Source organism: Sphingomonas sanguinis (genome assembly GCF_001476905.1).
Taxonomy (GTDB): domain Bacteria; phylum Pseudomonadota; class Alphaproteobacteria; order Sphingomonadales; family Sphingomonadaceae; genus Sphingomonas; species Sphingomonas sanguinis_B.
In genome coordinates this window covers 1-24,838 of sequence record NZ_LDTE01000071.1, presented here as the reverse complement: position 1 = coordinate 24,838, position 24,838 = coordinate 1, and the positions used below count along the sequence as shown (strand labels likewise).

The window sequence follows — 24,838 nt, the reverse complement described above, 5'->3', positions numbered from 1 at the left end:
GAGCCACGCCATGAGCAAGCTCAAGCTCGGCCCGATCGTCGATGACAAGCCGGTCAAGGTCACGATGGAACTGCCCGCCGGCCTGCATCCCGATCTGACCGCTTATGCCGAGATCCTCGCCCGCGAGGCGGGACAGCCTGCCGCCGATCCCATCCGCCTGATCGTTCCCATGCTGGAGCGCTTCCGGGCCATCCGAGGCGGCGCGTTAAGAACGGGCTCGACGTGGCCGGTCGAACGCTACCGGCTGCGACCGAGGAAGCCGCTATGCCAGCCCCCGGCATGGCGGCTTTTCTATCTGTCGTCGGGTTATCGGAGCGAGGTGGCATTAGCTACGATCGGTTCGCAATCGTCATCGATCGTTTTAGATTGCTTTCGCTTTGTGCTGGACCAATGGACCGCACGCCGATCAGAACGGATAGAAAAGCCCCAGTCGTTACCGTGACGGGATGGAGGGCACCGATAATAAGGGGCCATATAGGGACTCTTGTCTTCCATATTCGGGTTAGAAGGCCATATATGGCTCGTATACAGTTTCATGTTGAAGCAATGATCGAAAGGCCATATATTGCCCTCTAAGCCCGTTGGTGGCTTGAAGGTGTTGTATATGGCCCTTAATGAGAAAAATCAGGCTGGAACAGTTGCAGCTGAGCTGCATGATCTCGGTACACGGCTTGCCCGGATCAGGCTTGGCAGGAATCTGACTCAGGCGAGTCTGGCGCAGGAAGCAGGCGCTTCGGTACGGAGTATCAAGCGGCTCGAAGCGGGTGAAAATACCTCGCTGGATACGCTCGTCAGGGTGCTGATCGCGCTTAATATGGGCAACCGTTTGTCCGCTGCACTGCCCGACCCCGATGTCCGTCCGATCGAACGGGTTCGGCGCGAGGGGCACGAGCGTCAGCGTGCCCGGCAACGTAACACAATCCTCAAGGCGACCGATTGGGCCTGGGGTGAAGAGGATGATGAATGACCGACGCGACCGTGCGGCTTTGGGGCAAGGACATCGGTGCCGTGAGCTGGCTCGCCGATCGCGGCGTCGGTGTGTTTCAGTTCATGCCTGAGTTTGTCGACAGCGGCATTAAGCTGGCTCCGGTCATGATGCCGCTCAGTCCCGATCCTTATGAGTTTCCCGGTCTGCCGCGCGACGCGTTCAAAGGGCTTCCGGGAATGCTAGCAGACTCTCTGCCGGACAAATTCGGCAATGCCCTAATCGACACATGGCTTGCCGCACAGGGTCGACCGGCCAGCAGTTTCAATCCGGTCGAGCGCCTTTGCTATATCGGGACGCGCGGCATGGGTGCGCTCGAGTTTCATCCGACGATCCTGAAGGCCGCGAGGACGTCACGCCACCTTGAGATCGACGCGCTGACGAAGCTCGCTAACGATGTCCTCAACAATCGCGAGAGGCTGACCGGTGTCCTGAAGGGCGATGACGACCGCGAAACACTTGAGGAAATCCTCCGTGTCGGGACTTCTGCCGGCGGCGCGCGCGCCAAGGCCATCCTGGCCTGGAACCGCGACACCGGCGAGTTCCGCTCCGGTCAGGTCAAGGCGGGGGAGGGGTTTACCTACTGGCTCATGAAATTCGACGGTATCTCCAACAATCGGGACAAGGAACTGGCGGACCCGCAAGGATTTGGCCTGATCGAATACGGCTTCTACCTCCTCGCCCTCGCCGCCGGCATCGACATGAGTGAATGCCGTGTCCATCACGAAGGTGGCCGCGCGCATTTCATGACGCAGCGGTTCGACCGCAGCGCCAGCGGCCAGAAACTGCACATGCAGTCGCTTGCCGCCCTTCGCCATTATGATTTCAATGCAGCCGGTGCCTATTCCTACGAACAGGCCGTCGAAACCATCCGGCTGCTCGGCCTGCCGGCCCATGACATCGAGCAGCAGTTTCGCCGGGCTGTGTTCAACGTCCTGATCCGGAACCAGGACGATCACGTCAAGAACATCGCCTTCCTGATGAACCGGAAGGGCGAGTGGCGGCTATCGCCCGCCTACGACGTCAGCTATGCCTATAATCCGGACGGAAGCTGGACCCATCAGCACCAGATGAGCCTCAACGGAAAGCGTGACGGCTTTGCGTTGTCCGACCTGATCGAATTCGGCATCTTCTGCGGGTTCAAGCCGAAAAAGGCCGAGGCCATCGTCCGGGACATCCACGCGCATGTCGACGACTGGATGTCCTACGCGGAGCAAGCTGGTGTTGCGGAGGGGGCTGCCGCCGCGATCCATCGCGCTATGCGAAGAGAGATCATCGTGTAGATCCCAGCGGGCTGGCGGAACGCTGTTTGTTTCGATCTGGTGTTTCACGGCGAATTTCTTAATTCGCTCCCAACCAGCGCTGGAGCCTGGACTTCGTGCACGACCAGCTCGTCACCGGCCGACGGTTCCGCGTGCTCAATATCGTCGACGACGTCACGCGCGAGTGCCTCCGGGCGGTGGTGGATACCTCGATTTCGGGGCGGCGGGTCGTGCGCGAATTAACCGCTCTGATCGCCGAGCGTGGCAGATCGAAGATGGCCGGGGATGAGGCTGACGAGACCAAGTAGGGCTAGGGCGAATCCAACCCAGAGAGGTGCCCGCAATCCGTATCCGGCTTCCATTGCATATCCGCCACCCCAGGTCCCAAAGGCAAGACCGGCCGTGATCATCGAGGCGTGCAGGGAATTGACCAGAGGCCCCGGATGCGCCGAGCGCATTACACGCGATACCATCGCGGGATTGAGCGAGACGCCAGTCAGTCCGATGAGGAGGAATGCGGCCACGCTGAGGATGCGATCGGTCGCGCCTATCGCAAACAGGGCTAGTGCTCCTGCCAACACCACGAGACCCCAGATGAGGACAGGAATGGTGAAGCGATCCGCCAGACGGCCGATGATGAGGTTGCCGACGATATTCGCCACGCCATAGGCAGCGAGCAAAATGGGAATTGCCGTTGAGGAAAAGCCGCCAAGTCGGGTAAAAATCGGTGAGAAGTAACTGAACGCAGCGAAGGTCGCGCCGATAATGAGCGCGCTGGTCGTATAGGCTCCCCAAAGCCTGCCGTTCACGAGTTCGGCGAGACTGGAGGCGAGATTAACGGCAGCACCGCCTCGCACCGTGGGAACGCCGACAGAGACGATCATCATGCACAATGCCGCCAGGGCCACGATGACCCAGAAGGCCGCTTGCCACCCGAAGTGCTGACTGATGAGCGCCATAAGCGGCACCCCGATGACGGGCGACAACATCAGCCCTGCCAGAACGAAAGAAACGGCGCGCCCGCGCAGTTCCGGCCGCACCAATTCGGCGCAGATCGTCATCGCGATCCCGAAGCAGGCGGCGCTCGACACGCCCTGCGTGATCCGCGCCAACGCCATCATGCTGTAATTGGCCGCTGCGGCAGCGAGCACACTGCCAACAAGAAACAGCCCGAGCATAAGAAGTAAGGCCGGCTTATTGGGTATCCTGAAGGCCAGCAGCGCTGCCGTAGCCAATGGACCACCGAGCGCCATGCCGAGCGCGAAATAGGAGATGAGATAGCCGATCTCACCTGTCGTCACCGAGAAAGCCTCAGCCAGCGTCGGCATCAGGCCGGCGACCATGAACTCAGAGGTGGTCACGGCGAAGATCGCCACAGCGAGCAGATAGACCGCGGCGGGAATAGCTCCCTCCTCAGCGGGACCGGATGGCGGAAGCGAGGGCGACGCTGACGTCATGATGGAACTAGCCTTTTATAAATATCGCTACAGAAATGGCTAACCTGCTTGCCAGATAGGGTCAACGGATTTATATAATTCCTGATACAGAAAGAGTTGGCATGGCCGCAGCCCGAGGACGCCCCCGCAGTTTCGATCGTGATCAGGCGCTTGCGCGCATGATGCAGGTGTTCTGGCAAAAGGGTTACGAAGGTGCCCAGCTTACCGACCTGTTGGCCGCTGTCGGGATTACCCCGCCGAGTTTCTATGCAGCCTTCGGGTCGAAGGAAGCGGCGTTTCTGGAAGCGGTTGACCTCTATATCGCCACCGTCGCCACGCCGCCGATGCGGGCCTTGGAAGAGGCCGGTACGATTGCGGCTGCGATCCGCGGCATGTTGGAAGGCAGCATCACCGTGGCGCTGTCGTCGCAGCCGGGCGGCTGTTTCCTGATCCTCGGCGTCGTCAATTGCCAACCCGAGAACGAGTCAGCTCGCAAGCGCCTCCGCGAAGCTCGGCGCAAAACGCACGACCTGATCCGTGCGCGTCTCTTGCGCGCGATTGAGGACGGCGAACTCGCTGCCGATACTGACGTGGAGCGTCTGACCGCGTTTTATCATGGGATCTTGCAGGCCATTTCGTTTCAGGCACGAGATGGGGCCACGAGGGAGCAACTGACGGCGCTGATCGAACCCGCTACGGCGCCAATTTCTACGGTCGGATTCTGATTGAGTTGGCGCATTCACTCTGGCAGCCTCCGCGGTAGCCAGAGCCAAGCGAAGATCCCGACCAAGAGCGTGATCGCGCCCGCAATACCAGCCGCAGCATGTAACCCCGTAAGGAATGCCTGCTTCGCCTGGAGAGCCATTTCCTGCGAAAGGCCTGGGCGCTGCAACGTTTCGCCCAAAGTACCCGCGACGCCCGGCCCGAAAAGGCGAAAGCAGATCGCGGCGACCGATCCGAGCAACGAAATGCCGAGCGCATTGCCGAGTTCGTTGCTCGTCTCGGCGATCGACCCCGCCGCACCGGCTCGCTCGGCCGGAACGGCAGACACCGCGACTTCTGCGACAAGACTGAACGACAGGCCATAGCCGACACCAGCGACGATCGTCGATGCGATGATGGCAGTTGCGCCGTCCGCCATATCGGTCATCAGAAGTAGTAGAACGCCTGCGCCGATCAGCAGATGGATCGCTACCAAGGCCGCCTTGCGGCCGATGCGCTCGACGATCCGGCTAGTCAGGACGCAGGTGCCGGTGAGGACTATCGCGCCGGGCAGCGTCAGCAGCGCTGCGATGAGGACCTGATGACCGAGCACCGACTGCAGGTAAACGCCCGACAGATAACCCGTGGCCGACCAGACGACCAGCGACAGCAGGCCCGTGAGGATCGCAATGGAGAAGACCCGGTCGCGGAACAAGCTGAGGTCGAGCAGTGGATCGTCGATCCTTCGCTGCCGGTGAATGAACAAGACAAGCGCCGCAAGACCGATGCCGCCGACCACCATCTGCCGGATGTCGATACCATAGGCCGCCGCCGCCTTTACCGACCAGATAAACATCAGGATGCCGGCGAAGGAGAGAACTAGGCTCGGCGCATCAATCCGGCCGGTGTTTGCGGTGCGCACGTCACTTAGGAATGCGGGCGCTCCGATCAGGAAACCGATGACGATCGGAACGTTGATGAGAAACACCACGCCCCAGTCGAAGTATTGGAGCAGCAGACCACCTACGACTGGCCCGATAGCGAAACCGGCTGCGAAGGTGGCGGCGAAGATGCCAATCGCTTGAGCGCGCTCGCGCGGATCGGAGAACAGCGCGCTGACGATGGCGAGGCCGGATGGCAGAAGCGTCGCACCTCCAAAGCCCATCAGCGCCCGGCAGGCGATCAGCATTGTAGGCGTTGATGAGAAGGCCGCGCCAAGCGAGCCAAGACCAAACAAGATCGCACCCGCGATGACGAGCTTCAACCGTCCGTAGCAATCTCCGATGTTCCCGAAGGTGATCAGCAGCGAGCCGACAACAAAGCCGTAGACATCGAGAATCCAAAGAGATTCATCTGGCGTCGGTCTGATCGCAGCGGTGATGTGCGGCATGGCGAGGTAGAGCACGGAACCGTCCATCGCGACGAGAAGCACGAGAGCCAGAACGGTGACGAAACCCAGCCACGCGGTGCGGCGGGACGTCTGAACGGTGGTGTCGGTCATCGGGCGCATCCTTGAGCAGGGGGCGCAGAACGGTCCTCGCCGCGCGGGAGTCACCCGGCGGATTGCATATCGGTCTGCGCTGTTATATACTTTTGGTAAGTTACCATCGGTATATAAAGATGTCAATCCGCCCACCTGCCCCACGCCGCCAGCGTCTCACCCGAGAGGATCGGCTCAACCAGCTTCTCGAGGTTTCGTGGCTGATCATCCGCGAAGAAGGCACGGACGCGCTGACGCTCGGTCATCTGGCGGAACAGGCCGGCGTTACCAAGCCGGTGGTCTATGACCATTTCGGAACGCGCGAGGGTCTGCTGGTCGCGCTTTATGAAGCGTTCGACCAGCGCCAGACCGCCGTCATGGATGCGGCGCTGGCCGCGCGCGCGGCGACGCTTTCGACGACGGCGGAGGTGATCGCCTCGTCCTATGTCGATTGCGTGCTGGCGCAGGGACGAGAGATACCCGATGTGCTGGCGGCGCTGGCCGGCTCGCCGGAACTGGCAGCCAGAAAACGCGCCTATCTTACTGCCTTCATGGAGAAATGCCGGGCCGCACTCATGCCGTTCCTCGCGGGCGGCACAATCGCGGCTGCTGGACTGTGGGCTATGCTCGGCGCCGCCGAGGCCTTGTCGAAAGCTGCGGCGACGGGTGACATCACGCCGGACGAGGCGAAGGCCGAGCTTCGGCGGACCGTATCGGGGCTGATCGAGCGGAGCGGGGCGTGATGCGGGGTGCGCCTGTCTGCCGATAGGCGTTGTATCCAGAGAATGACGATGCCGCCGATGGCCGCTGTCGCATCCTTTTGTCATGCCACCCGCCGTCCCACGCGGAAACCATGGCTTTCGGCTTGCCACGCCGTCGTCAGGGCAAGGAGGATGAGAGGCAGCACGATCCACGGCAACAAGGACGCGCCGATCTTATCCATGACCAGCCCGCCCGTCAGGCCGCCGCCCGCGACGGCGAGGTTGAAGACGGTGACGAGGATGGACTGCGCAACGTCCGCATGGTCCCCGGCGCAATCCGCCAGTGCCGTTTGCAGTAAGGTCGGTGCGCCACCGAAGGTCAGGCCCCAGATGGTCACGCCCGCCAACACCATCAGGGGAGAGCCGTGGGAGACTGCCAGCAGCGCCGTCGCACCAGCGAACGCTGCGAGGCTGAACAGTGTGACGTAGCGCAAACGATGATCGACCAGCAGGCCGGTTCCCCAAATGCCGACGACGGATGCCACGCCAAAGACGAGCAGGATCATATCCACCTGCAAGCTGGCGTCCGTAGAGCGGAGGAAGGGCGCGATATAGGTGTAGAGGATATTGTGCGCGAGAATCCAGGCGAAGAGCACGAGCAGCACCGGGCGGACACCGCGAACGGTGAAGACCCGACCGACCGGAAGACGTTGGTGCTGCGCCTGTCCTGGGAAATTGGGAACACCCAGTCGAATCCAGCCAAGCAATATCAAGGCGACGCCCGACATGATCCAGAATACGAGCCGCCAGTCGGACAGGCCCCCGAGCCACGCACCGAGCGGTACGCCGAGCGACAGGGCAATGGGCTGGCCGACGCCGACGATCGCCATCGCGCGGCCTTGCAGATGCGGCGGCGCGAGACGCCGCGCATAGCCTGCGACAAGGCCCCATACGACGCCGGCCGCCATGCCCGCGATGAAGCGAGCCATGAGCGTGAGACCATAATGCGCGGAGAAGCCCCAGGCATCGTTGGCGTAGATCGTGAAGTTCAACAGCGCCACCCGCTTGGTCCCCACCGCGTCGCGTGGGCGCACTGTCATCGCGGCGATCTGTGCGCCGTCGGGTGTCGGGATCAGGAGACGATCGTCAATAATGAAACGCCGTTCTGCGTCGGCACGGATCAAGGGTGCGGAGGCTGGCGCCAGCCACTGCCATGCGAGCAGCGCCTGACGGGCCGCAACGACGGCGGAGGCAGTCGTGCAGTCGCGCAATCGGTGACCAGCGCAGGCTTTCGATTCTGCGTCATATTTTGCCTGCAGGCGGTCAAGATTGCCGCTGTATTGGGGTAATATGTCGGCAATCTGCTCGTCTGGCAGACTGCCGTAGAATGTGTCAAACGCACGTTTCATCACATCGGGCTTGTACGTAGATCTGCCAGGGAGCGAGTGCATTCGCCCTCTGCGGTCGTTCAGGCCGGTAGAAGCGTTGCAATCGCTCGATCGTGCGTTTGGCATCGTCGGAACGACCGGCCGCGATCTGGAGCAAGTAGAGGGTGGTCAGGTCTGCCGGAGAGGTCGCGGCACTGGAGCGGTCGATAAGCGTCCTGGCCAAGCTGGCGTCGCCGTCGCCAGGACCGTCTGACACGCGTGTTTCGATCGGAACCGGTGAATATGCCGCGCTGGGCGCGGCTGGATCGACCGGCGCCGCGGGTAACGTGGCGATGCCGCCGACCGCGTGGGAAGCCATGCTGGAGTTTGCAGGAGCGGTCGTAGAAGCGGCGATCGTCGCGATAAGCGCCACAAGACGACGGCCGGATACTGGTCGCGTCGTCATTGTTCGTTTTTCCCGATATGGTCAGCCAAGTCGGTCATTCGATCCACATAGGACCGGTCTTCGAGCAGCGCCTCCAATTGTCTCAATCGTTCCCACATGTCGTCGTCGAGCTCTGTACATAACCGGCGGACCACTTTCTCATGGATCGATCTGGCGTGGTGGATCGCCGGCATATTCGCGATCCCCTTTTCGGTCAGGCGTAACATCGTTCTGCGGGCGTCCTGCGGATCGCGATGCCGCGCGACCAAGCCGAGCTTCTCCAACGCCTTGACCCACTGTAATGCGTGGGGATGCGATTGCCGGATCAGCGCCGCCAGTTCCGTGACCGCCAACTCTCCTCGGCCGTCGAGGGCGAACATCGTGGAATGGGTTCTCAAGGGCGGTAGCCGGGGGTCGAGTTTCGCCCATTCCATTCCGCCATCGACCATCAGATCGGACAGGCGGCGGAGCATGTGCGGGAGGAACGCGGGTCCGAGCGAGCGGACAAAATCGACGGTGGGCATTCCTGCATCCTAGCTGCCCCAAAGTTCGGTAACAAGTTACCGAATTGGAGTTCGATCGATGGTGGATCGTGAGATATGCGGGGCTTGGCAGGCTCACGAAGGCACCGTTAATGAACGAAGAAGGCGGTATGCGCGACGCCAGCATTGTTGCTGGCAGCGATCCAGCTCGTCACTTCGATCTCGTAAAGGCCGGCTTCCTTCGTTGGCACATCCGCCGTGAATATGGCGGCATCAGGATCGAAGCGCAGGGGGATGCGACGCGGCGTACCACCGTTGATCGTAATGATCGCCTCCACCTCCGTGTCGCTCGCGCGCCACGGGCCGTTCTCCGAGATCGCGCAGCCGCACAGCATCGTCACGCCGACCCGAAGCGGCACCGTTTCGCCTGCCTTGACCCAGTGATAGGCGATCGGATCGGCGATATCGACGATCAGGCCGGGCAGCTCGATCGCCCAGCCATCGCCGGCGGTGATGTCATGGCCGGGCAGCACCCATTGGGTACTGGTCGCGGTCGTCGTCGCCTGCGCCTGGCTGAGCGGACCTGTAACCGTCGCGGTGATCCGTCGCGGATGATCGAGATTCAAGGTCGTTCTGAAGGCTGCCGTATCGGCATCGGCCCTTTTGCCACCATTATCCGCGCCGCCAGTCATGATCCGCTGCGTGTCGCCGGTGGTGCCGGACGTGACGCCGCGTGCCAAGATCTCGCCGGTGTCCGCGTCGGTCAGCGTCACCCGCACGGGCGTCGTATAGCCACCCAGAAACTTGGCACCGCGCGCGATTACGCGAACATCGATCTTGGTCGGTTCCGCTGCGGCGGGCCGGACCGCCAGCAAAAGCATGGCGACCGCGCCCAGCAAGCGTGGGAGCAGATGCATCTTCATCATCCTGTGTTAAGAGCGCCTGTCCGTCACCGGGGGCGGGGCGGGTGGTCCAGCTCGTCGATTGTTGCCTTGATGCGCTCGTTTGCCGGATCGAGCATCAACGCGCGCCGGTAGCTCTCCTTCGCTCGGTCGAGCTGGCCGGCGGCACGATAAGCTTCGCCCAGGCTGTCATTGGCATTGGCGGAACGTGGGAATCGTTGCGCGTTCCACCGGAACACCGGCAGAGCGGCACCGGCATCGAGGATGTTCATGGCGTCGTAGCCGACGCTGTTGACGGTCGCTTCCAGCCTATCCGCCGGAATCGTCGCCGCGACCGCCGCCACGGTCTGGTCCCACCGGCCCGACACCAGTCCCCGGTACAGGGCTTCTTCCTGCTCCTCGCCTTTCCGGGCGGCGCCCGGCATGACGCGATCGGCGACGAGGGTGGCGAGGCGATGCCGGTCGAAGGTCGTGCGCCCGCCATTGTCCAGGTAGATCACGGTCGCGCTGTCGTCGGGGTCGGCCCGCCGGAAGAAATGCCGCCAGACTAGGCGCACCTCGCCGCCATGCCCGATGATCGTCACGTCGTCGTGCCGGTAATATTCCCAGCCGTGCGTGTGCCACGCGGTATCGCCTGAGGGCATGATGAAGGGCGACCAGGATTCGCGCAGGGCGGCAAGGGGGATGAGCCCTCCCCGGAGCAGCGCCTGCGACCAGCGGACCAGATCCGGCAGTGTCGTGAAGATGCCCCGCGAGCCAAGGGTGTAGGCCGGCCACGAAGGCGATATGTAGGGCAGTGGCGGTCGATCGCGTCCGGGGGCCGGGCGATAGCTCGACACCAGGCCCCGCAGCGGGGGTTGCCCCTCGACGTGGTAGCTAGTCCGTCGCATCCCAGCGCTGCGGAACTGATTTGCGACCAGAGCCGTCAACGGCGTCCGTGTCGCCTGTTCGAGCGCCTTCTTCGAACAGGAAATTGGTCTGATTATAGTCGTTGCGCGTGCCCGGCGCGAAACGGAGGGGAAGCGCCTCGATGGCGGCGAATGCCTGGTCCTCGGACGGCGCGACGTGATCGGGAATATAGTCCGGCAGGCCGGAAACATGGGCGAGAGCCTGCGCCAGGGTGATCCCGGTCCATGCAGACGGCAGGCCGGCCCGTATTGCACCGAGCGGTTCGGCGAGGTCGATTAGCCCGGCCCTTCGCGCCTTCAGCAGCTCCACGACCAGGAACAGCTTCGAAATCGAGAATAGCGGGTAGACGGAAGCGTCGGTGATCGGCGCTCCCGTTTTACGGTCGGACAGCCCCGCATGACGGGAATAGATCAGCCTGCCCCGGCGCAACACGGCAACGGAGTGACCAATAGTGCCATAGGCGCGCGCGGAAAGGTCGAGCAGGTCGTCGATACCGGCGGAGGCCGCTGTCGCATGAGCGGGCGTGGGCCAGCCCAACGACGCTACTAGGCCGGTCAGGGCGGCCCCAAGGACGCTTCGTCGGTCGGCCGTCGCGGTGAGGAATGCCTGCGGCAAGGGCAGCCTTTCGAAATGATGCGGGTAACGCCGCGATCGATTATCCTGCCCCCACTCCCGACGCCGCATAACAATTTGTGACCTGATCTGACATATTGCGATCGAACCAGTTTTCCCGCGCTTTTCCGGTAACCCGCCATGATCCGCTTCGCCGACTTCGACCTTGATCCCGCCGCATTGCGGATATACCGTGATGGTGTGGTGCTCGACGCATCGCCCCAGACCGTCGAGGTTCTGGCCTTTCTGATCGAGAACCGAGAGCGGACGGTCGGCCGGTCCGAATTGCTCGATCGGTTCTGGCCGCGGGCAGGCACGGGCGGGGATGCCGCCCTCAACACCTGTATTCGTCGCATCCGCTCCCTGCTCGGTGACGAAGCTGATACTCCGCGCTTTGTTCAGACCCGGCCAAGGTCCGGCTATCGCTTCATCCTTACGATTGACGCAAACGATCTAGAGGCCGGACCTGAGAGGCCAATGGCCAAGGTACGTCGCCCGATCGCGGCAGGCGCCGTGCTGACCGCGCTCGCGATCGGGGGCGCGGTGTGGGCGCTTGGAGCGATGTTCCCGACCCGGCACAGGATCGCGATCGAGCCGGTAAAGGGGCTATGCGAGTATGTGCTGTTCCCGCACTTCAACGCCGGACTTCGCGAGAGCTTCATCGCCGAAACCAGCCGCCGTCTGCCCGCCAACTACTCCGTGGCAGCCAACGGGCAAAAGGCCGATCTTCACGCGCGAGTCAGCGTGCGCCAGACGCAGCAGCGAACCACCGTGGTCGTGACGCTCGCCGAGGACGGTTCAGATCGTGTGCTATGGTCAGGCCAGTTCGCCGCTCCCACCGACATGCAGGATTATGTGCCGCTTCAAGGCCGACTGGCGAGGAGCATGGCGACCGATCTTGCGCGGGCGGTGAGTACGGCAAGTTGATATTCTCCACCACCGTTTGGCCAAGCTTCTCACTAACTATCCTTTTCGAGACAGGCGGCAGGGCCGAGGCTTAGTATGCCCTCGGCCGCAGATATGAATGAATGGCAGAAAGTGGGGAGCTGAAACGAGGTCGCGAACGACCGGTTGTGGTTCTTTTCGTGAGGCGTAGCCGCCATCTGGCCATGCGACGCAGTCAGGTGATGGCTTTGACGAATTGACGTGGCGATTGGCCCAGCACGCGTTTGAAGGCTGCGGCAAAGGCGCTCTCCGATTCGTAACCTATTGTCGGTGCTACCATTGCAAGCGTCGTACGCTCCTGCGCCAGGCGGTACGCTGCGAGGATCAGCCGCCATCGGGTCAGATATTCTAGCGGGGTCTGGCCGAATGTTTCCCCGAAGCGTACTACGAAGCTCGACCGCGACATGCCGGCGGTTTTGGCGAGGTCTTCATGCTTCCAGGGTTTCGCCGGATTGGCATGCATCGCGGAGAGTGCAGCGCGCATACGCAAGTCACCCAGGGCTGCCAGCCAGCTCCACGCTTGTGCCGACTGGTCAGTCAGGTGCAGGCGAAGTGCCTCGACCAGCAATGTCTGGGCGAGCAGTGCAATAATAGTTGACCCTATGCGCCGCAACATTTGCGGCAATTGATCTTGCCGACTTACGCAGCGCTACGAAAAAGTCCGATATGGCCTTCGGTTTCCATTAATCTTTTAACCGTAAGGAGGAAATTGGAGTGCCGCAAGTTACGATTAAAGCAGGCCCCCGAAACCATCTCAAATTGCAACCCCGTAGCGCCCGCTGCGGGGTTTTGCTTTTGCGCCAAAAGCGTAAGGATTCCAGCAAGATCGCCGCGAACGTCGATCTCGATCCTGCCATCCGCCGGCGTCAGGATGATGTCCTCGACCAGCGTCCGCAGCACCTCCGCCGCCTCGATCCGCTGTCGAAAACTGCCGTGGTCCGACGTGCGTGAGGCGCAACTGCCCGACGGATGTCAGGCTTTCGCCAAGAGCGACATGGGCGACGAAATCAGCCATCAGAAGGAAGCTCCGTCGGGGTCGACGACGTCACCTCGATCCGTTGTGTCGTCCGATTGGCCTTTTAAGCTTTGCGGCGAAGGAGCGCCTCCGGCGAGGCCCGTGCTCTCTTGCCAGCGCCAGCCCCAGATCGTCTTTGCGGACATCGACCAGATCGCTCAGCCGATTTAGAAGTCCCAAAATGCGCTTCAAGGACGGTGCCCATCGTTCTGTTAAGCAGGCGCAGCCGCAGCCACCATATCCATACCATTAGGATGGGAAGGCCCTCCCCCACGTCCGAGCCACGGTCTCTGTAACCCCCTTGTGCGGGGATGCGAGGTGACGAAGATGGCGTGGTCGGTATAGTCATCGACGATCTGCGAGCCTTGCTTCTCGGCATGCACGCGGCCGACTTGAAGCTGATCGGCGATCGGGCTCAACGTCGCGGGAGGACGTGGAGGGATGGGTCGGGGCGATCGCGTATGGATAAAGAGAAAGGTGCCACTCGGGGCGGGCCCGGTGAGAAGGGGCGGGGGGGCCGAGTGGCGACCAAGGTCGGTAGCGTGTCGTTCGATCTATGGTGTCACAGGCCAGGGTCTGGTCGGAATGGCCCTCAGAAGCCGACGATCAGGTCTAGGCTGCCGATCACCTGATCCTTGTCCGACAGGCCGTTATAGGGCCGGGTGCCATTGAGCGACCGGTCGTAGCGGAGTTCGGGACGGATGGTGACGGCGACTTTCTTGGAATTGATCGCGGCGGGCTTATAGCTCGCGCCGATGGTCAGGCCGCCATAGGTGGTCGGCGGGGCGGTGACGAAATTGTCGGGATTGCCGATAATGCCGTTGGCAAAGGCTGTGTCGGAGGCGAAGCCGACCACAAATGCGCCCTGGGAATCACGCATTACTTCGCCGCGCACCGCCAAGCTCCATTCCGGGCTGAGCGTGCGGATGACATAGCCGACCACGCCGAACGCCTCGGCCTTCAGCCCGTCGTCGCGGATGTAATTGGCCTCGCCGACCAGGGTGGTGCGGTCGCTGAGCTTGTAGGTGGCGGTGATGTCGTTCCAGTAGCGCATGCGCCGGTTCGCATCGGGCATGACCTTCAGCGAGTTTTCCGGGCCGAAGCGCGTCATCGCCAGGATGGTCAGCCGATCGTTGGCGAGATGGTTCAGGCTGACGCCGAAATAGCCCGCCGGGGCGCCGTTATTGTCGGACTTGCCGGGCACGACCTCGTTACCGGCGTCGATGCCGGTGATGATGTCGAGCTTCGGGCTGGCATGGATCGTCGCGATCACGCCGACCGTCTGGAAGGGCACCATGAAGTTGGTGACGTAGGACAGGGTGTAGAACGGGCGAGACGTCGGGTCGATGCCCTCATACCCCATGGCTCCCGGTGCCAGACCGATTTTGAAATCGACGCCACCCTCGGTCAGGATCGGCGTGTGAACGACGACGTTGGCCTGGGTCAGGACGAACTGGTAGCGACCCTTGAAGGTCTGGTCGAACAGGCCGATCGTCGGGGTGTAGCGGGCGTCGGTGCCGAACAGGCCCTGCAGGTTGAAGCCGACATCGGTGTCGGGACCGCCCGAGACGGGGCGGCTGATGGTCGCCAGCGCCTGGTTGAACAGCGGCCGGTTGGCGCGGTCAGCCAGCTCGTGGCCGAAGTTCAGATTGTCTGCCGGGTCCGCCGGATTGACGGCGATGCTGCCCTCGAACTGCAACGCGTAGGAGATGGTCGAGGCCCAGTCGGGCTTGCCCTCCGCCGGCGGCGAGGCATCGGCCGCCGCTGGTGGATGGTTCTTGGCCGTGTCGATGGGCTTGTCGACGCTTTGCGCGAAAGCGGCATGGTGGCCGAGTAGCGTGGCTCCGGCACAGGCGAGGATGTGGCGATATTTCATGAGAGCCCCCTTGTCATGAATAAATGGAATTTCGGTTGACGGCGCCCGCCGGCGCCGTCCCTTTCGTCATCGGATCAGGCGACGACCGCCGTCGCGATGTCCTTGCGCCCGGCACGCAGCCGCACCGACAGCGTGACCGCGACCATCATCGTCACGATGAACAGCCCCGCGATCTGGAGGTTGTAATAGATCATCGCGACGCCCGCGACGCTGGCCATGGCGAGCGCGAAGCCCGGTACGAGCGGATAGCCCGGCGCGCGATATGGACGGGCGAGGCCCGGCTCGGTCTTGCGCAGGCGGAACAGCGACAGCATCGACATGACGTACATGGTCAGCGCGCCGAAGACCGACAGGGTGACGACGCTGGCGGTCAGCGACTGGCCCGCGATGCTGACCAGATTGTCGCTGTAGATGGTGACGACGCCGATCACCGCACCGACCAGCGTGGCGATGTGGGGCGTGCGGAAGCGCGGATGCAGTCGGCCGAGGGCACCGGGCAGGAAGCCCGCGCGGGCCAGTGCGAATATCTGGCGGGCATAACCCATGATGATGCCGTGGAACGAGGCGACCAGCCCGAACAGGCCCAGCCAGACCAGCATGTGCAGCCAGCCGCTGGAATTGCCGACGGCGCGCTTCATCGCCTGGGGCAGCGGATCGTTGAGGTTGGCCAAGCTCTTCCAGTCGCCCGATCCGCCCGCCAGGATCATCACGCCGAAGGCGAGCGCGGTCAGGGTCAGGATGCCGGTGATATAGGCGATCGGGATGGTGCGGCGCGGTTCCTTGGCCTCCTCGGCCGCCATGGCGACGCCTTCGATTGCCAGGAAGAACCAGATGGCGAACGGGATGGCCGCGAAGATGCCGCCCAGCGAGGCGAGGGTCAGCGTGTCGCTGCCCGCCCAGCCGCCCGCCGCGAAGTGATCCATCGAGAAGACTGGCGCGACGACGTTCATGAACACCAGCAGCTCGCCGACCGCCAGGATCGTCACGAACAGCTCGAAGGTCGCGGCGATGCCGACCCCGACGATGTTGAGCGTCGCGAAGATCGCATAGGCGCCCAGTGCCGCCGTCTTGGGATTGAGCGAGGGATATTGCACCGCCAGATAGGAACCGATCGCCAGCGCGATGGCGGGGGGCGCGAAGATGAATTCGATCAGCGTGGCGAAACCGGCGATCGCGCCGCCCACGGGGCCGAAGGCGCGGTTGGCATAGGCGAACGGGCCGCCCGCCTGCGGGATCGCCGTGGTCAGCTCGGTAAAGGAGAAGATGAAGGCGACGTACATCGCCGCGACGACCGTGGTGGTGACGAGGAAGCCCAGCGTCCCCGCCGTCGCCCAGCCATAGCTCCACCCGAAATATTCGCCCGAAATGACGAGGCCGACGGCGATGCCCCATAAGTGAAAGGCGTTCAGTGATTTCTTGAGATGGGTCTCCGAACCTTGGGACATAGATGTTCCCCCCTCTGGTTAGCGTTCCGGGATGTGTGGTGTCGCCTGGGGCGCATCGAGCGCTTCGGCGGGCAGATCGTCCTTGAGATCGACCCCCGACAGGCTGCGGCGCAGCGATTCGCGCGCCAGCCAGGCCAGGGTCCGCGCGGCCTGCTCATAGCTCTGGCCGCCACGAGTATGGATGTTCGAGATGCAGTTGCGCTCGGAATCGCGCCGCCCCGGACGGGGGCCATAGGTCATGTAGAGACCCAGGCTGTCCGACACGGTCAGGCCGGGCCGCTCGCCGATCAGGATGACGCTCAGCCGAGCACCGAGCGCGGCACCGATCGGGTCGGCGATGGCGACCCGCGCCTGCCGGGCGATGACGATCGGTGCGATCGACCAGTCCGACAGGGCGCGGCGACAGGCCTGGATGACCGGCGCGGCATGACGCTGCACTGCGGTGGAGGACAGGCCGTCGCCGACGACGAAGACGATGTCATAGGGCTCGCCCGCGAGCGCCTTCAGCCGATCCTCGTCTTCGGGGGCGAGCAGGCGGCCCAGGTCGGGGCGGCGCAGATAGGTCGCGCGGTCGCTGACCTGGCTCGATACGGTGACGCTGGGCAACGGGGCCAGCTCGGCCTCCAGCGTGGCGATGTCGAGGGCAGCGTGGACCGCGTCGCGCGCCACGGCGTGCGCCTGCTGGAACTTCAGCACTTCGCCGATCGGGATGGCGTTGCCCGCCCGGCCCAGCCCGATCCGGGCCGCCGTGGTGTGGCGCAGCGCCGACCAGATGTCGGGCGTCTCGTCCGTCGCGGCGGACCGGGGCGAACCGGCGGCGGGAAGGGGCCGATCCTCGCTCATACGTACAGCGTCTGCTGGTCGGTGAGGGTGAGCAGTCGCGAATCGCCGGGTCGCAGCTCGCGGATGCCGCCATCGGGGGCGACCATGTTCATTCGCTCCAGCCACGCCTCGAACTCGGGCGCGGCGCGCACGCCCAGCACCGAGCGGAGGTACAGGATGTCGTGATAGGCCAGGCTCTGGTAATTCAGCATGATGTCGTCGGAGCCGGGCACCATGATGAGGAAGGTGCAGCCCGCATTGGTCAGCAGCGTCATCAGGACGTCCATATCATCCTGATCGGCCTCCGCATGGTTGGTGTAGCAGACGTCGCAGCCCATCGGCAGGCCGAGCAGCTTGCCGCAGAAATGATCCTCCAGTCCGGCGCGGATGATCTGCTTGCCGTCATAGAGATATTCGGGGCCGATAAAGCCGACGACCGTGTTGACCAGCAGCGGGTCGAAGGCGCGGGCGACGGCATAGGCGCGGACCTCCATCGTCTGCTGGTCGATGCCGTGATGCGCATTGGCCGACAGGGCGGCGCCCTGTCCGGTCTCGAAATACATCACATTGTCGCCGATCGTGCCGCGCTTCAGCGACAGCGCGGCCTCATGCGCTTCCTTCAGGATGGCCAGGTTGATGCCGAAACCCTGATTGGCCGCCTCGCTGCCCGCCACCGACTGGAAGACCAGGTCGAGCGGGGCGTTGCGGTTGATGATCTCGATTGAGTTGGTGACATGGGTCAGCACGCAGGTCTGCGTCGGAATGTCGTAGCGCAGCCGCAGCTCGTCGAGCATCTTCATCAGCTCGATCGCATTGGGGACGTTGTCGGTCGCCGGATTGATGCCGATCGTGGCGTCCCCCGCCCCGAAAAGCAGGCCGTCGAGCACGCTGGCGGCCACGCCGCGCAGGTCGTCGGTCGGGTGGTTGGGCTGGAGCCGCGTCGACAGGCGGCCGGGCAGGCCGACGGTGGTGCGGAACGCCTTGGTCACGCGGGTCTTGCTCGCCACCGCGATCAGATCCTGGTTGCGCATCAGCTTCGACACGGCGGCGACCATTTCGGGCGTCAGGGCGGGCGCCACCGCGCCCAGCGCCTCGGCACCGACCTCGTTGGAGAGCAGCCAGTCGCGAAAGCCCCCGACGGTCAGGTGCGCGATCGGCGCAAAGGCGCGTTCGTCATGCGTGTCGATGATGAGGCGGGTGACCTCGTCCTCTTCATAGGGGACCAGCGCCTCGTTCACGAAGCGGGTCAACGGCAGGTCGGCCAGCACCGCGCGGGCGGCCATCCGCTCCGCCGCGCTGGCGGCGGCCAGTCCGGCCAGTTCGTCACCGGAGCGGGCGGGTGACGCGCTCGCCATGACGTGTTTGAGGTCGCGAAAAGCGAAACGTTGCCCGCCGACGTCCGATGTGTACGCCAAATGCTCTCTCCATCGCCATGTCCGTCGTCGCCCTGCCCGTCATTGCGAGGCCCGGCGCCACGGCGCGTTTTCGATCCTCGACCCGTTCAGGACGGGCCGCCGAGCGATCATCCTAACATGGATAAATCGGAGTCGGCATGCAGGCGACTGGGTCATTGGTATTAGTGACGCGGCGGCCGGTCGGGCGCATCCTGTGCCGATGGGGAGCGAGTCGATCGCGAACCCCGCGAGCTAAGGAGAGGCTTCATGTTGCACCAGGCTATCGAGCAGCTGAAGGGCGATGTCGTGATCCGCCCGAAATACGACAATTTCATCGGCGGCCAGTGGGTTGCCCCCGTGCGCGGGCAGTATTTCGACAATCCCTCGCCGGTCACGGGCAAGACCGTCTGCCAGATCGCGCGCGGCACCGCCGAGGATATCGAGCTGGCGCTGGACGCTGCGCACAAGGCCAAGGACGCCTGGGGACGCACCTCGCCCGCCGAGCGCAGCCGCATCCTGCTAAAGATCGCCGATCGGATGGAGGAGAAGCTGAACCTCCTCGCGCTGGTCGAGACGATCGACAACGGCAAGCCGATCCGCGAGACGACCGCCGCCGACCTGCCGCTGGCGATCGACCATTTCCGCTATTTCGCGGGCTGTCTGCGCGCGCAGGAAGGCTCGATCGCCGAGATCGACCATGACACCATCGCCTATCACTTCCACGAGCCGCTGGGCGTCGTGGGCCAGATCATCCCCTGGAACTTCCCGCTGCTGATGGCGGTGTGGAAGCTGGCTCCTGCGCTGGCGGCGGGCAACTGCGTGGTGCTGAAGCCCGCCGAGCAGACGCCGATGTCGATCATGGTCCTGATGGAGGTCATCGGCGACCTGCTGCCCGAGGGTGTGCTGAACGTCGTCAACGGTTTCGGAGTCGAGGCGGGCAAGCCGCTGGCGCAGAACAAGCGTATCGCCAAGATCGCGTTTACCGGCGAGACGACGACCGGTCGCCTCATCATGCAGTATGCGACCGAGAACCTGATCCCGGTCACGCTGGAGCTGGGCGGCAAGAGCCCCAACATCTTCTTCGCCGACGTGATGCAGGAAGACGACGACTTCTTCGACAAGGCGCTCGAAGGGTTCGCCATGTTCGCGCTGAACCAGGGCGAGGTCTGCACCTGTCCGAGCCGCGCGCTGGTGCATGAGAGCATCTATGACCGCTTCATGGAGCGCGCCATCGCCCGCGTGCAGAAGATCAAGCAGGGCAGCCCGCTCGACATGGCGACGATGATCGGCGCGCAGGCCTCGAACGACCAGCTCGAAAAGATCCTGTCCTATATCGACATCGGCAAGGGCGAGGGAGCCAAGCTGCTGACCGGCGGCGCGCGGGCGCAGCTGGGCGGCGAGCTGGACGGCGGCTATTACGTCACGCCGACGATCCTGGAAGGCCATAACAAGATGCGCATCTTCCAGGAGGAGATCTTCGGTCCCGTCCTGGCGGTGACGACCTTCAAGGACGAGGCGGATGCGCTCGCCCAGGCGAACGACACGCTCTATGGCCTGGGTGCGGGCGTCTGGTCGCGCAACGGCACGACCGCCTATCGCATGGGCCGCGGCATCCAGGCGGGTCGCGTGTGGACCAACTGCTACCACATGTACCCGGCCCATGCGGCGTTCGGCGGGTACAAGCAGTCGGGCATCGGCCGCGAAACGCACAAGATGATGCTCGATCATTATCAGCAGACCAAGAACCTGCTGGTCAGCTACAGCCCCAAGGCGCTGGGCTTCTTCTGATCGACCACCGGGGGGCGGCGTTTCCAGACGGGAGCGCCGCCCTTCCTCTTTGCGGAGAACCGCCTGTGACGCCGCCCCCCCGTATCCTGGCCACGCCCGCCGCCATTTCGATGATCGCGCGGCTTGGCGCGATCCATGGCCCGTTGATGTTCCACCAGTCGGGGGGCTGTTGCGACGGTTCGGCACCGATGTGCTATCCCAACGGCGAGTTCCGGGTGGGGGCGCAAGACGTGCTGCTGGGTACCATCGCGGACGGCGTGCCGGTGTGGATCGGCGCGGCGCAATTCGAATATTGGCGGCATACCCAGGTGACGATCGACGTCGTGCCGGGGCGGGGTGCCGGTTTTTCGCTGGAGGGGCCGGAGGGCGTCCGCTTCATCGTGCGCAGCCGGGTGTTCAGCGATGCGGAGGTCGATGCGCTGGATGCGGCGGGGGAGCCCCCACGCGGCGGATGACGCCCACGTCCGGCGATGGCATGATCGCGACCATGACCAAGGACCAGTTTCCATCTGTCCCCGCGATCCGCACGGCCTCGTCCGACCTGGACGATCCGGTCGCCGCGATCGAGGCGGTGATGGCGCGGCTCGATCCGCCCAGCCTGACGGGCATGATGCTGTTCTGTTCGAGCCGCTACGATCTGGACCGCGTCGCCGCCGCCATCGCCGAGCGCAGCCAGTGGCTGACTGTGATCGGCTGCACCTCGTCGGGGGAGATTGCGCCGGACGGGATGGTGGAGGGCACGATCACCGCGATCGGCTTCCCCGCCGCCGACTTCACGATGTGCGCGCTGCGCTTCGACGATCTCGACCGCTTCGACCCCGTCAGCGCGCAGCAGGTGGTCCGCGAACTGGTGGCCGAGACGGCCGACACCGCGCAGCGATGCGGGCATGATCGCGGCCGCGCCGCCATCTTCCTGGTCGACGGCCTGTCGCATCGCGAGGAGATGCTGACCGTCACGGTGCAGGACGCGCTGGGCGACATTCCGCTGATCGGCGGATCGTCGGGCGACGGGCTCGACTTCAAGCAGACCTTCGTCTTCCATGACGGCGCGTTCCGGCGCGATGCCGCGCTGCTGGCGGTGCTGTGCTCGCGCCGCCCGATGCACGTCTTCCGGTCGCAGCATTATGCGCCCGGCCAGGTCAAGATGGTCGTGACCGGGGCCAATCCCGACCAGCGCATCGTGGCCGAGATCAACGCCGAACCGGCGGCGGCGGAATATGCCCGGCTGATCGGGGTCGCCGCGCATGAGCTGACGCCCGAGCTGTTCGCGCTCCACCCGCCGATGGTGCGCGCTGGGGGCGAATATTACTGCCGCTCGATCCAGAGCGCGAATCCGGACGGCAGCCTGACCTTCTACGGCGCGATCGACGAGGGCATCGTGCTGACTCTGGGCGAGGTGCGCAACGTGCTGGCGGGCCTGCGCGAGCTGTTCGACCGGCTGGACCATCAGGTCGGCGGGCTCGACAGCGTCATCGGCTTCGACTGCGTGCTCAATTCGGTGGCGCTGACGACGCAGCAGATTCGCCACGACGTGTCGGCGCTGTTCGCCGAGCGGCGGGTCGTCGGCTTCAACACCTATGGCGAGCAGTTCCACGCGCTGCACGTCAACCAGAGCTTCTCCGGCATCGTGATCGGCGCATGACCGATCCGCAGACGGATCAGGCGCGTATCGCGGCGCTGGAGGCCCGGCTCGCCAAGGCGGACCGGATCATCGAGGTGCTGATGAACCGGGTCGAGCGGTCGACCGATCTTCAGGGCAATGCCTTTTCGCTGTTCGAGACCGCGATCACGCTGGAGGCCAAGGTCCGCGATCGGACCGGCGACCTGGAGCGCGCGCTGGCCGAGCTGGCGGCGTCCAATGCCGAACTTGGGGCCGCCAAGGCGCAGGCCGACGATGCCGAGCGGCGACTGATCGACGCGATCGCCAGCATCAACGAAGGCTTCGCGCTGTTCGATGCCGAGGATCGCCTGATCCTCTACAACGACACCTATCTGGGTCTGTGGCCGCGCTTCGCCGATCGCATCCGGCCTGGGGTCACGTTCGAGGATATGGTCCGCTGGATTCGCGAGACGGGCAGTACGCGCGGCGTGCTGGAGGCGCCGCAGCGATGGATTTCCGAACGCGTCGCGCAGCACCGCGTGGCCGAGGGCGGCCATGTCCATATCCTGGCCGACGGGCGCTATATCCAGATCAACGAATTGCGGACCTCGGAAGGTGGGATCGTCGGCATCTATACCGACATCACCGACGTGAAGGCCGAGGATGCGCGGCAGCGCAACCGCGAACTCGCCGAGAAGACCGCGATCCTGCAGGCGACGCTGGACACGATCCGGCTGGGCGTCGCGGTCTATGGCCCCGATCGCCGGCTGATCGCCTCCAACGGGCCGCTGCTGGCCATGATCGGCCTGTCGGATGACGGCCTGATGGGTATCCGCACCTTTGCCGGGATGATGGCGCACGGCGCGCACTGGACGTCGGAGGAGGGCGACACGCTCGACTGGCTGCCCTGCGGCGCGGCGGACGTGGTGGCCCAGCACCGGCGTCCCGATGGGCGGTTCGTCGAGGTGCGGCGCTCGCCCATGGCCGATGGCGGCATGGTGATGAGCTTCGAGGACATTACCGAGCGTCTCGCCGCCGATGCCGCGCTGCGCGACGCCTATGACACGCTGGAACGACGGGTGCGTGAGCGGACCGGTGATCTCGTCGCGCTTAACGCCGAATTGCGCCACGAGGTCGCCGAACGCCAGTCGGCCGAGGCGGCGCTGCGCGAGGCGAAGACGGCGGCCGAGGACGCCAATCTGTCGAAGACACGCTTCCTGGCGGCGGCGAGCCATGATCTGCTCCAGCCGCTGAACGCCGCGCGGCTGTTCGTGTCGGCGGCGGCGGATCGTCGGCTGGCACCCGCGACGCGCATCCTGGTGCGGCAGACCGCCTCGGCGCTCGACTCGGTCGAGGACCTGCTAGAGGCGCTGCTCGAAATCTCGAAGCTGGATGCCGGGGCGATTGTGCCGCAACCGGCGGACGTGCCGCTGGCCGACCTGCTGCGCGCGATGCTGGCCGAATTTGCGCCCGTCGCGCGGGCACGCGGACTGGAACTCGACATCGCGCTGCCCGATTTCTGGGTGCGCACCGACATCCGGCTGGCCCGGCGCATCCTGCAGAACCTTCTCTCCAACGCGCTGCGCTATACCGATCGCGGGCGGGTCGACATCCGGTGTGAGGCGATCGGCGACGGCGTGCGCATTTCCGTGCGCGACACGGGCGAGGGCATCGCGCCCGAGCATCAGCAATGTATCTTCGAGGAGTTTCGCCGCCTGCGCGAGGGCGGTCGCGACCGCGGCATGGGTCTGGGCCTCGCCATCGTCGAGCGGGCGGCGCGGATGCTGGACACGGCGGTCGAGCTGGAATCGACGCCGGGGAAGGGGTCGACCTTCTCGATCACCCTGCCGTTGGCCGAACCCCGCGAACCCAGCCCCGCGCCACGGGTCGAGATGCGCTCGCGCCCTGCGGCGGACCGGGCCGTTCTGGTGATCGACAATGAGGCGGTGATCTTGGAGGGCATGTCGGCGATGCTGTCGGGCTGGGGCTACCGCGTCGCTATCGCGCGCAGCACGCAAGAGGCGCTGGCGGTGATCGCGTCCGGTTTTACGCCCGATATCGTCGTCGCCGACTATCATCTCGACGGGGCGGAAACCGGCAACGCTGCGGTGCACGCCTTGCGCGAGCGGACGGGCATGAACCTGACCGCCGTGATCGTCACCGCCGACCGCACGCCCGAGCTGCGCGCGCATTTGACCGCCGAAGGCTTTGCCTGCCTGACCAAGCCGCTCAAGCCTGCGCATCTGCGCGCGCTGCTCAGCCCGTCCAAGGGGTGATGGGCGGCTCTAGCCGTTTGGGCTCGGAGGGACGAAGCCGATCTTGCCCGCCGCGACGGCGGCCTGGGTGCGGCTGACCACGCCCAGCTTGCCGAGCACGGCCGAGACATGCGCCTTGACCGTGGTCATTGAGATGTTGAGCTCATAGGCGATCTGCTTGTTCAGCTTGCCCGCGATGATCTGTCCCAGCACGATGCGCTGCTGCGGGCTCAACTGTTCGACCCGCGCCCAGATTTCGCGGATTTCCTCGCTATCCCCCGACTGATCGTATTCGGCGGGGACATAGATGTCGCCCGCCAGCACCGTGGACAGCGCCTCGGCAATCCCTTCGCGGCGGAGCGATTTGGGGATGAAGCCCGCCGCGCCGGTCGCCAGCGCGGCGGGCTTCATCCCC

24 protein-coding genes and 1 pseudogene are annotated in these 24,838 nt (G+C 64.4%); 11 read left to right on the top strand and 14 right to left on the bottom strand.

What is annotated here, in order from left to right:
- Positions 1-10 precede the first annotated feature (10 nt).
- The 4 genes and pseudogenes from SB4_RS20650 to SB4_RS18980 all read left to right on the top strand — a co-directional run.
- On the top strand, positions 11-442 hold the full coding sequence (locus SB4_RS20650) for a DUF2274 domain-containing protein (RefSeq protein ID WP_058752704.1): 432 nt from the start codon (positions 11-13) through the stop codon (positions 440-442).
- 162 nt (positions 443-604) lie between these two features.
- Complete coding sequence (locus SB4_RS18985) at positions 605-967, top strand: helix-turn-helix domain-containing protein (protein WP_082670139.1); 363 nt, start codon at positions 605-607, stop codon at positions 965-967.
- Positions 964-2,268, top strand: a complete 1,305-nt coding sequence (locus tag SB4_RS11675) for a type II toxin-antitoxin system HipA family toxin (protein ID WP_058752702.1) — start codon at positions 964-966, stop codon at positions 2,266-2,268. The genes SB4_RS18985 and SB4_RS11675 overlap by 4 nt, the downstream gene beginning before the upstream one ends.
- 68 nt (positions 2,269-2,336) lie before the next feature.
- Positions 2,337-2,525: pseudogene (locus SB4_RS18980) on the top strand (DDE-type integrase/transposase/recombinase); the annotation flags it as partial.
- Here the strand turns inward: SB4_RS18980 and SB4_RS11670 are convergent.
- On the bottom strand, positions 2,487-3,704 hold the full coding sequence (locus SB4_RS11670) for an MFS transporter (protein WP_058752701.1): 1,218 nt from the start codon (positions 3,702-3,704) through the stop codon (positions 2,487-2,489). The pseudogene SB4_RS18980 and the gene SB4_RS11670 overlap by 39 nt on opposite strands.
- 101 nt (positions 3,705-3,805) lie before the next feature.
- Here SB4_RS11670 and SB4_RS11665 point away from each other — a divergent pair, with 101 nt between their 5' ends.
- Positions 3,806-4,408: a TetR/AcrR family transcriptional regulator gene (locus SB4_RS11665; RefSeq protein ID WP_082670136.1), complete on the top strand. Its 603-nt coding sequence runs from the start codon at positions 3,806-3,808 to the stop codon at positions 4,406-4,408.
- Positions 4,409-4,422: 14 nt separating this feature from the next.
- On the opposite strand, the gene SB4_RS11660 is transcribed toward SB4_RS11665, so the two are convergent.
- The gene (locus SB4_RS11660; RefSeq protein WP_058752700.1) at positions 4,423-5,886 is read right to left on the bottom strand and encodes an MFS transporter; all 1,464 of its coding nucleotides are present in this window, start codon (positions 5,884-5,886) and stop codon (positions 4,423-4,425) included.
- A 119-nt stretch (positions 5,887-6,005) separates the two neighbouring features.
- On the opposite strand from SB4_RS11660, the gene SB4_RS11655 reads away from it, so the two are divergent.
- Positions 6,006-6,608 carry a TetR/AcrR family transcriptional regulator gene (locus tag SB4_RS11655; protein WP_058752699.1) on the top strand — a complete coding sequence of 201 codons (603 nt, stop codon included), beginning with the start codon at positions 6,006-6,008 and terminating at the stop codon, positions 6,606-6,608.
- 80 nt (positions 6,609-6,688) lie between these two features.
- Here SB4_RS11655 and SB4_RS11650 read toward each other — a convergent pair whose 3' ends face one another.
- The 5 genes from SB4_RS11650 to SB4_RS20510 all read right to left on the bottom strand — a co-directional run bounded on the left by SB4_RS11650 (position 6,689) and on the right by SB4_RS20510 (position 11,286).
- The gene (locus SB4_RS11650; protein ID WP_206598003.1) at positions 6,689-7,975 is read right to left on the bottom strand and encodes an MFS transporter; all 1,287 of its coding nucleotides are present in this window, start codon (positions 7,973-7,975) and stop codon (positions 6,689-6,691) included.
- A gap of 420 nt (positions 7,976-8,395) precedes the next feature.
- A complete protein-coding gene (locus tag SB4_RS11645) occupies positions 8,396-8,902 on the bottom strand; it encodes a MarR family winged helix-turn-helix transcriptional regulator (RefSeq protein ID WP_058752697.1) in 507 nt (168 codons plus the stop codon).
- Positions 8,903-9,009: 107 nt separating this feature from the next.
- Positions 9,010-9,777: a hypothetical protein gene (locus SB4_RS11640; protein ID WP_153006190.1), complete on the bottom strand. Its 768-nt coding sequence runs from the start codon at positions 9,775-9,777 to the stop codon at positions 9,010-9,012.
- Positions 9,778-9,809: 32 nt separating this feature from the next.
- Positions 9,810-10,691: a serine hydrolase gene (locus SB4_RS20515; protein WP_193753803.1), complete on the bottom strand. Its 882-nt coding sequence runs from the start codon at positions 10,689-10,691 to the stop codon at positions 9,810-9,812.
- Entirely contained in the window at positions 10,639-11,286 is a 648-nt protein-coding gene (locus SB4_RS20510) for a serine hydrolase domain-containing protein (RefSeq protein ID WP_058752694.1), read from the bottom strand. Before SB4_RS20510 ends, SB4_RS20515 begins: the two co-directional genes overlap by 53 nt.
- A 138-nt stretch (positions 11,287-11,424) precedes the next feature.
- Here SB4_RS20510 and SB4_RS11625 point away from each other — a divergent pair, with 138 nt between their 5' ends.
- Entirely contained in the window at positions 11,425-12,210 is a 786-nt protein-coding gene (locus tag SB4_RS11625; RefSeq protein ID WP_058752693.1) for a winged helix-turn-helix domain-containing protein, read from the top strand.
- A 193-nt stretch (positions 12,211-12,403) separates the two neighbouring features.
- Here the strand turns inward: SB4_RS11625 and SB4_RS11620 are convergent, their stop codons facing one another.
- From SB4_RS11620 to SB4_RS11595, 6 genes are all read right to left on the bottom strand, one after another.
- The gene (locus tag SB4_RS11620) at positions 12,404-12,844 is read right to left on the bottom strand and encodes a helix-turn-helix transcriptional regulator (RefSeq protein WP_058752692.1); all 441 of its coding nucleotides are present in this window, start codon (positions 12,842-12,844) and stop codon (positions 12,404-12,406) included.
- A gap of 23 nt (positions 12,845-12,867) precedes the next feature.
- Complete coding sequence (locus tag SB4_RS20020) at positions 12,868-13,128, bottom strand: hypothetical protein (RefSeq protein ID WP_058752691.1); 261 nt, start codon at positions 13,126-13,128, stop codon at positions 12,868-12,870.
- Positions 13,129-13,835: 707 nt separating this feature from the next.
- Entirely contained in the window at positions 13,836-15,119 is a 1,284-nt protein-coding gene (locus SB4_RS11610) for an outer membrane beta-barrel protein (protein ID WP_058752690.1), read from the bottom strand.
- 74 nt (positions 15,120-15,193) lie between these two features.
- Positions 15,194-16,564, bottom strand: coding sequence for an ethanolamine permease (eat, locus tag SB4_RS11605; RefSeq protein ID WP_058717913.1), 1,371 nt, complete (start codon positions 16,562-16,564; stop codon positions 15,194-15,196).
- Positions 16,565-16,582: 18 nt separating this feature from the next.
- Entirely contained in the window at positions 16,583-17,407 is an 825-nt protein-coding gene (gene eutC, locus SB4_RS11600; RefSeq protein WP_082670132.1) for an ethanolamine ammonia-lyase subunit EutC, read from the bottom strand.
- A complete protein-coding gene (locus SB4_RS11595) occupies positions 17,404-18,801 on the bottom strand; it encodes an ethanolamine ammonia-lyase subunit EutB (RefSeq protein WP_058752689.1) in 1,398 nt (465 codons plus the stop codon). The genes eutC and SB4_RS11595 overlap by 4 nt, the downstream gene beginning before the upstream one ends.
- Positions 18,802-19,047: 246 nt before the next feature.
- Here SB4_RS11595 and adh point away from each other — a divergent pair, with 246 nt between their 5' ends.
- From adh to SB4_RS11575, 4 genes are all read left to right on the top strand, one after another.
- Entirely contained in the window at positions 19,048-20,568 is a 1,521-nt protein-coding gene (adh, locus tag SB4_RS11590; protein WP_058752688.1) for an aldehyde dehydrogenase, read from the top strand.
- Positions 20,569-20,633: 65 nt separating this feature from the next.
- Positions 20,634-21,023, top strand: a complete 390-nt coding sequence (locus tag SB4_RS11585) for a DUF779 domain-containing protein (protein ID WP_058717916.1) — start codon at positions 20,634-20,636, stop codon at positions 21,021-21,023.
- A gap of 32 nt (positions 21,024-21,055) precedes the next feature.
- Positions 21,056-22,210 (top strand): FIST N-terminal domain-containing protein, encoded by a 1,155-nt coding sequence (locus SB4_RS11580; protein ID WP_058752716.1) that lies wholly within the window; start codon positions 21,056-21,058, stop codon positions 22,208-22,210.
- On the top strand, positions 22,207-24,444 hold the full coding sequence (locus tag SB4_RS11575; protein ID WP_058752687.1) for a hybrid sensor histidine kinase/response regulator: 2,238 nt from the start codon (positions 22,207-22,209) through the stop codon (positions 24,442-24,444). The genes SB4_RS11580 and SB4_RS11575 overlap by 4 nt, the downstream gene beginning before the upstream one ends.
- A gap of 9 nt (positions 24,445-24,453) precedes the next feature.
- Here the strand turns inward: SB4_RS11575 and SB4_RS11570 are convergent.
- Positions 24,454-24,838, bottom strand: a 385-nt coding sequence (locus tag SB4_RS11570; protein ID WP_193753802.1) for a LuxR C-terminal-related transcriptional regulator, incomplete at its 5' end; no start/stop codon positions are given.

Bases quoted from the DNA above. Each gene is read 5' to 3' on its own strand.
- SB4_RS20650 (WP_058752704.1), top strand. From the start codon at position 11: ATGAGCAAGCTCAAGCTCGGCCCGATCGTCGATGACAAGCCGGTCAAG.
- SB4_RS18985 (WP_082670139.1), top strand. From the start codon at position 605: ATGGCCCTTAATGAGAAAAATCAGGCTGGAACAGTTGCAGCTGAGCTG.
- SB4_RS11675 (WP_058752702.1), top strand. From the start codon at position 964: ATGACCGACGCGACCGTGCGGCTTTGGGGCAAGGACATCGGTGCCGTG.
- SB4_RS11670 (WP_058752701.1), bottom strand. From the start codon at position 3,704: ATGACGTCAGCGTCGCCCTCGCTTCCGCCATCCGGTCCCGCTGAGGAG.
- SB4_RS11665 (WP_082670136.1), top strand. From the start codon at position 3,806: ATGGCCGCAGCCCGAGGACGCCCCCGCAGTTTCGATCGTGATCAGGCG.
- SB4_RS11660 (WP_058752700.1), bottom strand. From the start codon at position 5,886: ATGACCGACACCACCGTTCAGACGTCCCGCCGCACCGCGTGGCTGGGT.
- SB4_RS11655 (WP_058752699.1), top strand. From the start codon at position 6,006: ATGTCAATCCGCCCACCTGCCCCACGCCGCCAGCGTCTCACCCGAGAG.
- SB4_RS11650 (WP_206598003.1), bottom strand. From the start codon at position 7,975: ATGAAACGTGCGTTTGACACATTCTACGGCAGTCTGCCAGACGAGCAG.
- SB4_RS11645 (WP_058752697.1), bottom strand. From the start codon at position 8,902: ATGCCCACCGTCGATTTTGTCCGCTCGCTCGGACCCGCGTTCCTCCCG.
- SB4_RS11640 (WP_153006190.1), bottom strand. From the start codon at position 9,777: ATGCATCTGCTCCCACGCTTGCTGGGCGCGGTCGCCATGCTTTTGCTG.
- SB4_RS11625 (WP_058752693.1), top strand. From the start codon at position 11,425: ATGATCCGCTTCGCCGACTTCGACCTTGATCCCGCCGCATTGCGGATA.
- SB4_RS11620 (WP_058752692.1), bottom strand. From the start codon at position 12,844: ATGTTGCGGCGCATAGGGTCAACTATTATTGCACTGCTCGCCCAGACA.
- SB4_RS11610 (WP_058752690.1), bottom strand. From the start codon at position 15,119: ATGAAATATCGCCACATCCTCGCCTGTGCCGGAGCCACGCTACTCGGC.
- eat (WP_058717913.1), bottom strand. From the start codon at position 16,564: ATGTCCCAAGGTTCGGAGACCCATCTCAAGAAATCACTGAACGCCTTT.
- eutC (WP_082670132.1), bottom strand. From the start codon at position 17,407: ATGAGCGAGGATCGGCCCCTTCCCGCCGCCGGTTCGCCCCGGTCCGCC.
- adh (WP_058752688.1), top strand. From the start codon at position 19,048: ATGTTGCACCAGGCTATCGAGCAGCTGAAGGGCGATGTCGTGATCCGC.
- SB4_RS11580 (WP_058752716.1), top strand. From the start codon at position 21,056: ATGACCAAGGACCAGTTTCCATCTGTCCCCGCGATCCGCACGGCCTCG.
- SB4_RS11575 (WP_058752687.1), top strand. From the start codon at position 22,207: ATGACCGATCCGCAGACGGATCAGGCGCGTATCGCGGCGCTGGAGGCC.